We start from the raw sequence: 12,079 nt of genomic DNA on the forward strand, positions 1-12,079 counted from the left end.
CGGTTACGAGCGATGACCGGAGGCCGATGCCCCCTTTTGCGTCCGGAAATCCGGATATTTCCGTGAAAACAGGAGATAGAAGCGAAGTGGAGGGGCTGTCGTTAAAGTACCGGTCTGATGAGTGGGAATCATCGGATAAGGTGCTTATTTTTTTGAAGGGAGAATAGAAATGACGAAGAAAGAAAGAAGAATCATGACACTTGCAGTCGCATTTGCATTTGTGTTCGGCGTGATGCCGGTCTCGTATGCGATGCACATTATGGAGGGGTATCTGCCCTTTGGCTACTGTCTGGCATGGGGGGCTGTCTGCGTGCCGTTTCTGGCAGCAGGATTTTTCTCTATCCGCCGCACACTGGGGCAGAACAGAAAGAACATTACCGTGCTTGCCATGGCCGGGGCGTTTATTTTTGTGATCTCATCCCTGAAGATTCCGTCTGTTACGGGAAGCTGTTCCCATATGACAGGAACCGGTCTGGGAGCGATCCTGTTCGGACCGGCCTCCGTGAGCATTCTCGGAATTATCGTACTGATTTTCCAGGCGGTGCTGCTGGCACACGGGGGACTGACGACACTGGGGGCCAATACCTTCTCCATGGCGATTGCGGGGCCGTTCGTGGCCTTTGGTATCTATAAATTATGCGGAAAGCTAAAGGTAAACCGTTATGTATCCGTATTTCTTGCGGCTGCCCTTGGCGATCTCTTTACATACTGCGTAACCAGTTTTCAGCTGGCGTTAGCCTATCCTGCGGAGCCGGGCGGTGTGGCTTTATCGGCGGTGAAGTTTTTGGGCGTGTTTGCGCCGACACAGCTGCCGCTGGCCCTGATTGAAGGAATACTCACCACGGTTATCATCATTGCACTGGAATCCTATGCCGGGCCGGAGCTAACCAGTATTGGATTTGCAAAGCCACACCACTAAGTTCGTGAAAAACCTCACTAAGTGGAGATGACATGTATCGCACGTAAGCGGCCAAAGGACGTCCGCCAAGTGCTCGTAACGAGGAGGCAAAATAAGATGGATAAGAATAAGAAAATAATTGTAACCGTTTTACTGGTCATTGCCTGTCTGATCGCAATCGTTCCCCTGTTTGCGCTGAAAGGTGCAGAATTTGGGGGATCTGATGATGCGGGAAGCCAGATGGTGGCGGAGATCCGCGGAGAAGAGTATGAGCCGTGGTTCACTCCGGTTATGGAAACCCTGATACAGGGCGAGCTCCCAGGGGAGGTGGAAAGCCTGCTGTTCTGCGTTCAGACCGGAATCGGCGTCGGCATCATGGCTTTCGTAATGGGACGTTTCGTAGAACGGAAGAAATGGATGACGAAAGCAGAGAACAGTTAAATATACAGTTATCAGAGCCGGGAAACTGCCTTAGATGTAGTATCCCGGTTTTTTTCTGTTGCGGCAGGAAGCAAGAAATGTGATAAAACCGGTTTTGTTTTCTGATATAATAAAGAAAAAAAACGGAGGGAAAGCGTATGGGAAATCAGACGGAGGCGGTGGATCAGCAGGAGGCAGGCGCCGCTAATCATAAAAGAAATAATATAGAAGAAATAGCGGCAGTAATAGATTATATAGAAGAGCATTTGATGGAAGAGAAGATGGATTTAGAGAGTATAGCCTCCATCTTTCATTATTCCAGATACCATCTGCACCGGATGTTTGCATCTGTGGCCGGCTTTCCCCTGCACACCTATCTTACGAGGCGCAGGCTGACTGAGGCAGCCCGGCTGCTGGTATGGACAGACCGCCCGGTTCTGGAGATCGCGCTGGCGTCCGGATACGAGACACAGCGATCATTTTCCAGAGCGTTTCAGAAGTACTTTCAGCACAGCCCCTCCCGCTACCGGAAAAAAGGGGATTTTTTCCCTCTTCAGCTGAAATACGATGTTTTCCGCCGGGAAAAGCTGCGGGGAGACAGGATAATTACTGTAACCATGAGGGAAGCGAAGGAACTGTCTGTCGTCGGTTACTGTAGTTCCACAAAGGGCGGATTTGCAGGAATCGGAAGATGCTGGAGACGGTTTCATGCAAAAAAGGACAGAATTTCCGGGTGTACGAATGAGGAATTCCTGATCGGGATCAATGACTACTCCTATTACCCCTGTAAGGGACTGGATCAGGCCTTTCGGTATATTGCGGGCGCGGAGGTCATGCAGGGATACACAGTTCCGAAGGGAATGCAGAAATTTACACTGCCGGCTGGCCGCTGTGTCGTGTTTTCTTTCCGCGGAAGAAATGAGGACAGCCTTCAGCCTGTGGTGGAGTATATTTATGGGAATGGTTTCCGGATTCTACCTGTCGGTTTGACGAGGACAGACGGTATGATTTTGCCCGATATGGGGAACAGTTGGACGAACATGGGGAAAGTGAGATTCAGCTATGGGTGCCGGTTATGTGAATCCCCGTTTTTGATTTCATAGAAATGTTTTCAGACACGTTCCGGGCTGGGGAGCCCGGTGAGCCGGACTCCCCATGTTTTTTGGCAGACAGATACTTTTAAATCGGATCAGTCAGATAAATTAATTCCTGTTATCATCATAGTTCCATTTACGTCATGAAAGACAATCGTGCCATTTTCGCCCATCATTACACCAGCGCCGCAGAATTCAAGCTCCGATTCCTGCACTGCGGCGATGGTGTCTCTTACTTTCTGTGTAAACAGAGTATCTGCCCCGAGTGCAGTAAAATCCTCCCGCGTCTCAAGCTCCCGGCCGTCTCCGGATTCCAGAGTAATGCAGACTGGATAGCCGCATAGATCTGCCAGTTCCTCCATATCGGCCGCCGCGACGGCTTTTTTTATTTTCTGCGCAAATGCGGCGGCTCTTTCTGTTTCTGACGTGCTTTCTTCCGGTGTTTCGGGGGCATGCTCCTGAGAATCCGGAGGAACGGTTTCGGCGGTTTCCGCGATTGTGTTGATTTCTGTGTTTTCCGTATTTTTTTCATATGTAGAAGAGACTGTCTCAGAAGAAGCAGAGGATGCCGGAGCACAGCCGGAAATACCCATGGATACTGACAGTGCCAGCGCTGCCAGGCTGTTAAAATGCTTCATATAGATTCGTCCTCCTTTCCACGTATTCAGTGGCAGTATACCACCCCGTCAGTGAGGAATCAACTTGAGAATAATTCTCAGGGATTCCTTCATTGCTGCGGTCTGTAAACAGGAACCAGAACCGTCATACCTGAAAATTTTCATTTGAGGGCCTGAAAATTTCCACCAAGATTCATCTTTTCTATTGTCATGGAAAATGCTATACTAACATTATCTATTGTCTAAGGAGAAACTGTGAAATGAAAAAACTGATATCATGGAATGTAAATGGCCTTCGTGCGTGCGTGGGAAAAGGCTTTTTAGATTATTTTAAAGAAGTGGACGCGGATATTTTCTGTATTCAGGAGAGTAAGCTCTCAGAAGGGCAGATTGAACTGGAGCTGCCAGGCTACCATCAGTACTGGAACTATGCGGAGAAGAAGGGGTATTCCGGCACCGCAATGTTCACCAAAGAAGAACCGTTATCTGTGGCATATGGAATCGGAATCGAGGAACACGATCATGAAGGCCGTGTAATAACCGCCGAATTCTCAGATTACTATGTGGTTACCTGCTACACCCCCAATTCCAAGGATGGTCTGGCGCGTCTGCCTTACCGTATGGTATGGGAGGATGCATTTCTCCGGTATTTAAAAGGGCTGGAAGAGAAGAAACCGGTTATTTTCTGCGGCGATTTAAATGTGGCCCATAAGGAAATTGATTTGAAAAATCCGAAGACAAACCGGAAGAACGCCGGTTTTACAGACGAAGAGCGAGGAAAGTTTACGGATCTTCTCGATGCAGGATTTATCGATACGTTCCGATGGTTCTATCCGGACAGAGAAGAGATATACTCCTGGTGGTCCTACCGGTTCAGCGCGAGATCTAAGAATGCAGGATGGAGAATTGATTATTTCTGTGTCTCAGAAGCGCTGAAGGACAGGCTGGTCAGTGCGGATATCCATACGGAAGTACTTGGCTCCGACCACTGCCCTGTGGAACTGGTGATTGAATAGAAGAATTTCTGATTTCCATATTCAGGCGATCAGACGCAGGCGGCGATTAAGGAACGGGGAGACGAAAGACTGAGATGAATTTATTAACAATAGAACACTTAACAAAATCATACACGGAGCGGCTTCTCTTTGATGATACCAGCTTCAGCATCAACGAGGGAGAAAAGATCGGCCTCATCGGTATCAATGGGACGGGAAAATCGACTCTGTTAAAGATCGTGGCAGGACTGGAGGAGCCGGATGAAGGGAGCGTGGTGCGCGGACGGAATCTGGATATCCGCTTTTTGTCACAGAATCCGAAGTTCCATGAGGGCGATACGATACTGGAAAGCATCGTCCGTGAGAATGAGGGACATGCCCACGCTTCGCTGAACGCAGGTGAGGGTGACTTTCCGATGTGGGATCTGGAGAGTCAGGCGAAAACCATGCTCACAAAGCTGGGATTCACGGATTTCGATGACCGTGTGGAGACTCTGTCGGGCGGACAGAGAAAGCGGGTTGCGCTGGTAAGCGTCCTCCTTTCCACCCCTGATTTACTGGTCTTGGATGAGCCGACCAACCATTTAGACAGCGCCATGGCGGACTGGCTGGAGACGTATCTGCGACGTTTTAACGGAGCGCTCTTAATGGTAACCCATGACCGGTATTTTCTGGACAGTGTGACGAACCGGATCGTGGAACTGGACAAAGGTAAATTATACAGCTATCAGGCCAATTACGAAGGATATCTGGAGCAGAAGGCGCAGCGCCTCGATATGGAGCAGGCCACGGAACGCAAAAGACAGTCCATCTTAAGGGTGGAGCTGGAATGGATGCAGCGCGGCGCCCGGGCCCGGTCAACCAAGCAGAAGGCCCATATTGAGAGGTTTGAGACACTGCGTGATCAGAAGGGGCCGGAGGCGGATCAGAATGTGGAGCTGGACTCCGTATCCAGCCGTCTGGGCCGCACGACGGTGGAGCTGGAGAGCATCAGCAAGGCATTTGGCGATAAGGTTCTGATGAAAGATTTTACTTATATCTTTTTAAAAAATGACCGCATTGGCATCATCGGACCCAACGGAAGCGGAAAGTCGACGCTGATGAAGATAATCGCCGGATGGCTTGAGCCGGATGGAGGCACAGTGACCGTCGGCCAGACCGTTAAGATGGGATATTTTTCCCAGGAAAATGAGGCTATGGACGGAAGCGTCAAGGTGATCGACTATATTCGCGGGGCCGCAGAGTATGTGAAGACGAAGGATGGCAGCATCAGCGCCTCTCAGATGCTGGAACGTTTTCTGTTCCCATCCAGTATGCAGTATACCGTGATTGATAAGCTTTCCGGAGGGGAAAAAAGGCGGTTATATCTGCTTCGCATCCTGATGGAAGCGCCCAATATCCTGCTGTTAGACGAACCGACAAATGATCTGGACATTCAGACGCTGACGATTCTGGAGGATTATTTAGACAGTTTTCAGGGGATCGTAATTACTGTCTCCCATGACCGGTATTTTCTGGATCGTGTGGTGCGGCGTATCTTTGCCTTCGAGGGTGAGGGCCGTGTGACCCAGTATGAGGGCGGCTATACGGATTATCAGGCGGCATTTGCACAGAAGTATCCGGAAGGCGTGCTTCCGTCTGGAGTGGGAGCCGGCAAAAAGTCTTCCGATGCAAAAGAGGGAAAGAAGACTGTCGGTAAGCCTAAGGGAGAGCAGAAACTGAAGTTTTCGTTCAAAGAACAGAGGGAATGGGATACCATAGAGGAGACAATTGCGGCTCTGGAGGAGAAGATTGCGGATTTGGACGCACAGATTGAGCAGTGTGCCAGCAATTATACTAAATTGAGTGAATTAATGGAAGAAAAGAGAATACAGGAACAGCTTCTTGAAGAGAAGATGGAGCGCTGGATGGTTTTAAACGATCTGGCGGAGCAGATTGAGAAGCAGTAACTTGTCTTATGCGGGGGCCGGAATGGGAAGTGAGACCACCGGCTGATTTGACCGGCATCGGAGGAAACGACGGATAGAGGAGATAAGCGGTATGGAAGGATACAGAATTGCTAAGCAGGACAACAGAATTTATTCCATGGGACTTACCGTAGTTGATGGCGGGATTCATGTGTGCGTAGCTGCACAGGGAGAGAGATGTGATCTCCTTTTATACCACAGCGGGGAAGAGACCGAATATGTACGGCTGCATTTTTCGGAGGAGGTAAAGCACGGGGATGTCTGGAACATGACTGTTCTGGGCGATGACTTTTCCGGTCTGGAGTATTGTTTCGAGATTGACGGAAAGGTATTTGCCGACCCTTACGGGAGACAGTTTACGGGACGGGAGGTCTGGGGAGATTTGTCGGCAGCAGACCGTCCCATGAGAACGCCGGTTGTTATAGAGGATTTTGACTGGGATGGGGATAAGCCTTTAAAGATTCCGTATGAAGAGATGATTCTTTACCGGGCGCATGTGAGAGGCTTTACAAAGCATTCCACCTCCAGAACGAAAGACAAGGGAACTTTCCGGGCGATGATAGAAAAAATTCCATATTTAAAGGAACTGGGAGTTACGAGTCTGGAACTCCTTCCCGTCAATGAGTTTCCGGAGCTGATGATGCCGGAGCATGTGGATGGCAGTCCCTACGCTGTGGATAAACCCACTGGAAAATTAAATTACTGGGGATATACCCCCGGCTATTACTTCGCGCCCAAGGCTTCCTACAGTTCCGGTAACGGCAGGCACCCGGTATCAGAGTTTAAAAATCTTGTGAAGACGTTTCATCAAGCGGGAATGGAAGTGATAATTGAGCTTTATTTTACCGGTAAGGAGAATCCGGCCTTCGTTCTCGACGCGGTTCGCTTCTGGGCGGAGGAGTTCCATGTAGACGGGATTCACCTCGTAGGATTTGCACCCAATGACCTGATCGGGCGCGATCCGTATTTGAGCGGTACCAAGCTGTTTTCTACTTCCTGGATGGGCGTTCCGGGCGGGCATGAAAAGCACCTGGCAGAGTATAATGACGGTTTTCTGGTGGATATGCGCCGGGCGTTAAAAGGGGACGAGGACGAGATGAATCATCTGATCTTCCGAAGCAGGCGCAACCCGGCGGATTTCGGTGTGATTAATTATATGGCCAACACCAACGGTTTTACACTGATGGACATGGTATCGTATGATACGAAACACAATGAGGCCAACGGTGAGGGCAATCAGGACGGTAATTCCTATAACTACTCCTGGAACTGCGGCGTGGAAGGACATACAAGGCGGAAAAAGATCGTGGAGCTGCGCAGAAAGCAGATCAGAAATGCGGTTCTTATGCTGTTCTTAAGCCAGGGAACACCGCTTCTTCTGGCCGGGGACGAGTTCGGCAATTCCAAGGACGGCAACAACAATTCCTACTGCCAGGATAATGAGGTCTCATGGCTGAACTGGAACCTTCTGAAAACCAACCGGGACATCTATGAGTTTACAAAGGCGGTGATTGCCTTCCGAAAGAGCCATCCGGTATTTCATATGGCCGGGGAACCGAAAATTATGGATTACTTATCCTGCGGCAGGCCCGATGTATCGTACCACGGCGTGAAGGCGTGGCGGCCGGAATTTGAGAATTTCCGGAGGCAGATCGGTATTATGTACTGCGGAGAATATGGAAAGAAACCGGATGGCACCGCGGATGACAGCTTCTTTGTAGCCTATAACATGCATTGGGAGCCGCATGAATTCGATTTGCCGAATCTGCCGAAGAAGCAGAAATGGTATATTGTGTTTAACACGGACGATAAGGAATTTAACGGTATGTATCAGGAGAGGCCGGGCGATGGAGAAGATGTGGAGAAGAAAGGCGGAATGCCGGTGATGGAGACCAGGCAGTTTGAGGTGCCGCCCAGGACGATTGTGGTGTTTGTAGGGAAATAAATACTTGTGGCCCTGTCTGTATGGACGGGGCCACAAGTTTATTGCAGTCTGCGAAAACTGTTTTTATGGATGTTTATTTAATAACTGAGCCTCGATACTCAAAACATCCGGTAGTATAAGCTTAATCCCCTTGCGTTGGAGTGCAAGTACCCGTTTTGCCTTTTGTAATAGTTCCCGTTCAAAAGCACCATTTACTTGAACCGGAATATTGGAAACACTGTCGATGTACTCGTTTTTTATGTAGTAATTAGTAACAGGACACATATTTTGAATTAAAAATGCTTTTTCGCGCCCTAAAACTTCACCAAAAGTAATCGTATCACAGCATTTATACTTCTGAAGTTTGGTATTATAATATCTGCGATATTTAGCTACTTGGGAAGAAAAGGGAATTAACCAATATAGCCCTGTTCTTTGGTCTTCGAAGGCATAAAAGCAAGGGCGGTCATGAGGTTGTCCGCTAATTGTTTCTTTGTTTTTCATTAACATTGTATCAGGAAAATCGATAAAGTACTGATCGTTAATGTAATAAAAATGTCCTTTGTCCATTGGGAATACCTCTTAGTAATAAATAAACTCCATTCTTATGAATGGAGTTTAAAGCATTTGAACTCGACCTTTTGATGAGTCGCATATCGAGTAGCGACAAACATTTGAACTCGACCTTATTTTAGTTGTATATCGAGTAACAACAAACATTTGAGATAGCTTCCTATCTGTAATTAAATTATAGCTTCAAATGTTCTGTTTGTCAAGATGCCGGTTCAAGGAAGGCAAAAATGTCTGCCTTTTTTATTCTATGCAAATTACTCATTTTTAGTCCTCCGGATACACCAGATGTTCCTCATCGATGTCATACAAAACATGATCCAGATAGTTTGCCGCGATATACTTCGCCATCCCCAGATTCATATCTAGGTAGTTTCCGCAGTCTCTGGCGGCGGCTCCCGGAACCTCGCCTTCAAAGTCACGGATAAACTCAAAAAGCTCTGTTATGAGCGGGACGATGTCTTTCGACTCGTAATCCCCGGCCAGAAGCAGGTAGAAACCGGTGCGGCAGCCCATGGGGCCGAAATAGAGGACCCGGGAGCCGTAATCCCCGTGATTCCTTAAAAATGTCGCTCCCAGATGCTCTATGGTGTGAATTTCAGCGGTATTGATAACCGGCTCGTAATTCGGCCGGGTCATGCGTAAATCAAAGGTCGTCACGGTATGGCCGCCCGCGGTATCTTTTCTCGAAACATAGATGCCCGGCAGAAGTTTTAAATGATTGATGGTAAAGCTCGTTATTTTATCCATAAAACGTCTCCTTTCAGCAGTTCATAAACACTTATCGGTACCAGTATAACGGATGGAATGGGGAAATGGAAGGGCAGCTGTCCGCTTTTATGAAATTTCATGCATGAAAAGCAATTTTTGACTCATACCATAGTAGGAGAGATGGGGAAGGAGCGTCAGCATGGAAGAATGGTTTCATTTATCAGAAGAAGAAGCACTGGGGCGCTTAGAGGCGGCGAGATCCGGGCTTTCTTCCCGGGAAGCGGCAGTGCGGAAGGAGGAGTTCGGGCCCAATGCCCTTCGTGCGGGGGAAAAACGGAGTGCCCTTCAGGTATTTCTGGATCAGTTTAAAGATCTTCTGGTCATCATTTTAATCATAGCGGCAGTCATCTCCATGATATCGGGAGATGTGGAGAGCACCGCGGTCATCTTCGCGGTGCTCCTTTTAAATGCGGTTCTGGGCACCGTGGAACACCAGAAAGCGGAAAAGTCCTTAGACAGCTTAAAATCCCTCTCCGCACCGATGGCGGGGGTCCTTCGCGACGGCCGGAGGCAGGAAATCCTGTCTTCCGACGTGGTCCCGGGAGATATTCTGCTTCTGGAGGCGGGGGACATGGTGGCGGCAGACGGCCGCCTGCTGGAGACGCATTCCCTGCTGGTGAACGAGAGTTCCCTGACCGGAGAGTCTATTAATGTGGAAAAAAAGACGGGGAAAATAAGGGCGGAAAAGGTTCCTCTGGCGGAACAGCATAACATGGTATTTTCCGGCTCTCTGGTGGCGGCCGGCCGCGGCACGGTCCTGGTTACCGGAACCGGAATGAATACTGAGATCGGAAGGATCGCCGCTCTGATGAACAGCACGGGAGAAAAGAAAACACCGCTGCAGATCAGTCTGGACCAGTTCGGAAGCCATCTGGCAGCGGGAATACTGATCATCTGCGCGCTTGTGTTCGGACTCAGCATTTACCGCCGGATGCCGGTTCTGGATTCCCTGATGTTTGCAGTGGCCCTGGCGGTCGCGGCAATCCCCGAGGCGCTCAGTTCCATCGTCACCATCGTGCAGGCCATGGGAACACAGAAGATGGCCAGGGAACACGCCATTATCAAAGACTTAAAGGCCGTGGAAAGCCTGGGCTGCGTATCTGTGATCTGTTCCGACAAGACGGGGACCCTGACACAGAACCGAATGACGGTGGAGGAGGTTTATGTAAACAACCGTCTCTATCCGCCGGAGAATTTAAATCTTGAGAATCTGGTTCAGCGGTATCTGCTCTATGACGCCGTCCTGACAAATGACGCCTCGTGTACAGATGGAAAAATACTGGGAGATCCCACCGAAGCCGCTCTTGTCGTTATGGGGCGGAAGCTTGGAATTTCAGAAAGTGAACTGCGGCATTCCATGCCCAGGATCGGAGAACTTCCGTTTGATTCGGACCGGAAGCTGATGACGACCGTGCACCGTGTCGACGGCGTGCGGATTATGTTTACCAAAGGGGCATTGGATATTCTGCTTCCCCGCTGCGAATCGATTCTGACAGGCGAAGGGGTCCGCCCGATGCGGGAAAATGACCGTCAGCGGATCAATGAGCAAAACCTCGGCTTCTCGCGGCAGGGGCTGCGCGTGCTCACCTTTGTATACCGGAAAATGGGGGAGAAGGAGATCCTGACGGAGAAGTCGGAATCCGGGTACATATTTTTAGGAATGACAGCCATGATGGATCCGCCGAGACCAGAGTCAAAAAATGCGGTCTTAAATGCCAGAAGGGCCGGTATCAGACCGGTCATGATTACGGGGGATCATAAGATCACAGCCGCAGCCATTGCGGAAAAGATTGGAATTCTGAATGAAGGCGGAATTGCAGTGAGCGGTCCGGAACTGGACGATATGGCGGATGAGGAGCTGGACCGGAATCTGGACCGGATCAGCGTTTACGCACGGGTTTCGCCGGAGCATAAGATCCGGATTGTCAGCGCATGGCAGAAAAAAGGCCATATTGTAGCCATGACAGGCGATGGCGTCAATGATGCGCCTGCGCTGAAGAAGGCGGATATCGGCGTTGCCATGGGGAAAATGGGAACGGAAGTCTCTAAAGATGCTGCTTCCATGATCCTGACGGATGACAACTTTGCCACGATCATCAAGGCGGTAGCCAACGGCAGGAATGTGTACCGCAACATCCGGAATGCAATCAAGTTTCTGCTGTCCGGCAATATGGCTGGTATTTTAAGCGTACTGTATACATCTTTAATGGCACTGCCTACTCCGTTTGCGCCGGTGCATCTGCTGTTTATCAACCTGGTGACAGACTCCCTTCCGGCCATCGCCATCGGAATGGAGAAGGCGGAGCCGGGCCTGCTGACGAAAAAACCCAGAAACCCGAAGGAAGGAATTTTGACGAAGCGGTTCATCCTCCAGATTCTTCTCCAGGGGGCGCTGATAGCGGTCTGTACGATGACTGCCTATCATACGGGGCTGGCCACGGGAAGCGAAGCTGCGGCCAGTACCATGGCGTTTTCCACCCTGACGCTGGCGAGGCTGTTCCACGGCTTTAACTGCCGAAGCAGCCACTCTGTCTTTAAGATTGGACTGATGAGCAATTTATACAGTATTATGGCGTTTGAGGCGGGGGTGGTGCTTCTGGCCGGAGTTCTGTTTGTGCCGGGGCTTCAGACTCTCTTCTCCGTGGCCGATTTATCGGTGAGACAGCTGCTTACCATCGTGATCTTCGCGGTGGTGCCGACGCTGGTGATTCAGGCGTTTAAGACGGTGAGAGAGAGTATGCGGTAGAACCGTGGAAAATCATAAAATATCTGCAAATCAGGGGCGTTCCGGAGGCAACCTTTGGGACGTTCCCTTTTTCCGGA

At 49.8% G+C, this 12,079-nt stretch carries 10 protein-coding genes; 7 read left to right on the forward strand and 3 right to left on the reverse strand.

Features of this window, described 5'->3' with window-relative positions; genetic code table 11:
- Positions 1-169: 169 nt before the first annotated feature.
- The 3 genes from NE473_RS14630 (at position 170) to NE473_RS14640 (ending at position 2,421) form a co-directional block, all read left to right on the forward strand.
- Positions 170-919, forward strand: a complete 750-nt coding sequence (locus NE473_RS14630) for an energy-coupling factor ABC transporter permease (protein ID WP_138313343.1) — start codon at positions 170-172, stop codon at positions 917-919.
- 96 nt (positions 920-1,015) lie between these two features.
- Positions 1,016-1,339, forward strand: coding sequence for an energy-coupling factor ABC transporter substrate-binding protein (locus NE473_RS14635; RefSeq protein ID WP_039892107.1), 324 nt, complete (start codon positions 1,016-1,018; stop codon positions 1,337-1,339).
- A 137-nt stretch (positions 1,340-1,476) separates the two neighbouring features.
- Positions 1,477-2,421 (forward strand): helix-turn-helix domain-containing protein, encoded by a 945-nt coding sequence (locus tag NE473_RS14640; RefSeq protein WP_242866245.1) that lies wholly within the window; start codon positions 1,477-1,479, stop codon positions 2,419-2,421.
- An 86-nt stretch (positions 2,422-2,507) separates the two neighbouring features.
- On the opposite strand, the gene NE473_RS14645 is transcribed toward NE473_RS14640, so the two are convergent.
- A complete protein-coding gene (locus NE473_RS14645) occupies positions 2,508-3,050 on the reverse strand; it encodes a hypothetical protein (RefSeq protein WP_055651973.1) in 543 nt (180 codons plus the stop codon).
- 239 nt (positions 3,051-3,289) lie between these two features.
- Between NE473_RS14645 and NE473_RS14650 the strand changes: the two genes are divergently transcribed.
- The 3 genes from NE473_RS14650 to NE473_RS14660 all read left to right on the forward strand — a co-directional run bounded on the left by NE473_RS14650 (position 3,290) and on the right by NE473_RS14660 (position 7,936).
- A complete protein-coding gene (locus NE473_RS14650; protein WP_022031494.1) occupies positions 3,290-4,045 on the forward strand; it encodes an exodeoxyribonuclease III in 756 nt (251 codons plus the stop codon).
- A 74-nt stretch (positions 4,046-4,119) separates the two neighbouring features.
- Entirely contained in the window at positions 4,120-5,973 is a 1,854-nt protein-coding gene (locus NE473_RS14655) for an ABC-F family ATP-binding cassette domain-containing protein (RefSeq protein WP_055651972.1), read from the forward strand.
- 91 nt (positions 5,974-6,064) lie between these two features.
- On the forward strand, positions 6,065-7,936 hold the full coding sequence (locus tag NE473_RS14660) for an alpha amylase C-terminal domain-containing protein (protein ID WP_055651971.1): 1,872 nt from the start codon (positions 6,065-6,067) through the stop codon (positions 7,934-7,936).
- 63 nt (positions 7,937-7,999) lie between these two features.
- On the opposite strand, the gene cptIN is transcribed toward NE473_RS14660, so the two are convergent.
- Entirely contained in the window at positions 8,000-8,485 is a 486-nt protein-coding gene (cptIN, locus tag NE473_RS14665) for a type III toxin-antitoxin system CptIN family toxin (RefSeq protein ID WP_055651970.1), read from the reverse strand.
- Between the two features lie 267 nt (positions 8,486-8,752).
- Entirely contained in the window at positions 8,753-9,235 is a 483-nt protein-coding gene (locus NE473_RS14670) for an S-ribosylhomocysteine lyase (protein ID WP_055651969.1), read from the reverse strand.
- 160 nt (positions 9,236-9,395) lie between these two features.
- Here NE473_RS14670 and NE473_RS14675 point away from each other — a divergent pair, with 160 nt between their 5' ends.
- On the forward strand, positions 9,396-12,002 hold the full coding sequence (locus NE473_RS14675) for a cation-translocating P-type ATPase (protein ID WP_006774114.1): 2,607 nt from the start codon (positions 9,396-9,398) through the stop codon (positions 12,000-12,002).
- The last annotated feature ends 77 nt before the right edge of the window (positions 12,003-12,079 follow it).

Origin of the sequence: Hungatella sp. SL.1.14 (genome assembly GCF_024460495.1) — a bacterium.
GTDB classification, from domain to species: Bacteria; Bacillota; Clostridia; order Lachnospirales; family Lachnospiraceae; genus Hungatella; species Hungatella hathewayi.

What these genes read in the sequence shown, in the direction of transcription:
- NE473_RS14630 (WP_138313343.1), top strand. Translation starts at nt 170, where the DNA reads ATGACGAAGAAAGAAAGAAGAATCATGACACTTGCAGTCGCATTTGCA.
- NE473_RS14635 (WP_039892107.1), top strand. Translation starts at nt 1,016, where the DNA reads ATGGATAAGAATAAGAAAATAATTGTAACCGTTTTACTGGTCATTGCC.
- NE473_RS14640 (WP_242866245.1), top strand. Translation starts at nt 1,477, where the DNA reads ATGGGAAATCAGACGGAGGCGGTGGATCAGCAGGAGGCAGGCGCCGCT.
- NE473_RS14645 (WP_055651973.1), bottom strand. Translation starts at nt 3,050, where the DNA reads ATGAAGCATTTTAACAGCCTGGCAGCGCTGGCACTGTCAGTATCCATG.
- NE473_RS14650 (WP_022031494.1), top strand. Translation starts at nt 3,290, where the DNA reads ATGAAAAAACTGATATCATGGAATGTAAATGGCCTTCGTGCGTGCGTG.
- NE473_RS14655 (WP_055651972.1), top strand. Translation starts at nt 4,120, where the DNA reads ATGAATTTATTAACAATAGAACACTTAACAAAATCATACACGGAGCGG.
- NE473_RS14660 (WP_055651971.1), top strand. Translation starts at nt 6,065, where the DNA reads ATGGAAGGATACAGAATTGCTAAGCAGGACAACAGAATTTATTCCATG.
- cptIN (WP_055651970.1), bottom strand. Translation starts at nt 8,485, where the DNA reads ATGGACAAAGGACATTTTTATTACATTAACGATCAGTACTTTATCGAT.
- NE473_RS14670 (WP_055651969.1), bottom strand. Translation starts at nt 9,235, where the DNA reads ATGGATAAAATAACGAGCTTTACCATCAATCATTTAAAACTTCTGCCG.
- NE473_RS14675 (WP_006774114.1), top strand. Translation starts at nt 9,396, where the DNA reads ATGGAAGAATGGTTTCATTTATCAGAAGAAGAAGCACTGGGGCGCTTA.